The following is a 618-nucleotide window of genomic DNA, read 5'->3' on the forward strand; positions in this document are numbered from 1 at the left end:
AGCGCCCGGTGCGCAGCAATGCTTCCTTGATCTCGTCAAACGGCATGAGGAAACGGGTTTTCAACAGTTGATGCGTGACCTTGCCAATCGCCTCGGTCCTGTTCCACCCATGGAGTTCCTCGGCGCCGTGATTCCAGTATGTAATCACATCGTTCACGTCGCACGAACGAAAACGGTGTCGCGAGTGAGATCGAGGAGCCGAGCCTGCTCGCGCTGTGTATCCCCGAGTCGGCGGACCTGTCTGATCAGTATGGTGATGACGAGTGACGTGATCAGAAGAGCGGCCAGCATGGGGAGATCGTCTGAGGCATCTACCCGCTAACTGAACTGCGGCTTGGCAAACAAAAAACTCAGGCAAAAAACGGCAGCGACAGAGAAAATCACGGATACAACGACAGCAGCACGGTGACAATCAAATAAACCAGTCCCGCTGTGGTCAAGTCGAGCCAAGCTGGAAACACGCCCAGGGTCACGCCGCCTAAGGCTACGCTGAAAAAGGTCAACGCTTCGTTAAATCCGGATGAAACAACAGACCCTTGCGATAGCGGCCGATCAAGGCGCCGGATTTGAACAGTACCGTCGGCCAACCAAACGCGATGTGTTCCTTGAGACGATGGA

The 618-nt window shown here is 55.0% G+C and carries 1 protein-coding gene and 1 pseudogene; one reads left to right on the plus strand and one right to left on the minus strand.

Annotated features, from left to right (window positions below):
- Positions 1–412 (minus strand): PAS domain S-box protein (locus HV670_RS32565; protein WP_217478569.1); only part of this gene is annotated, 412 nt, incomplete at its 3' end.
- A 108-nt stretch (positions 413–520) separates the two neighbouring features.
- On the opposite strand from HV670_RS32565, the pseudogene HV670_RS31800 reads away from it, so the two are divergent.
- Positions 521–618: pseudogene (locus HV670_RS31800) on the plus strand (IS5/IS1182 family transposase); the annotation flags it as partial.

The organism is Pararobbsia alpina (assembly GCF_902859895.1).
GTDB lineage: Bacteria > Pseudomonadota > Gammaproteobacteria > Burkholderiales > Burkholderiaceae > Pararobbsia > Pararobbsia alpina.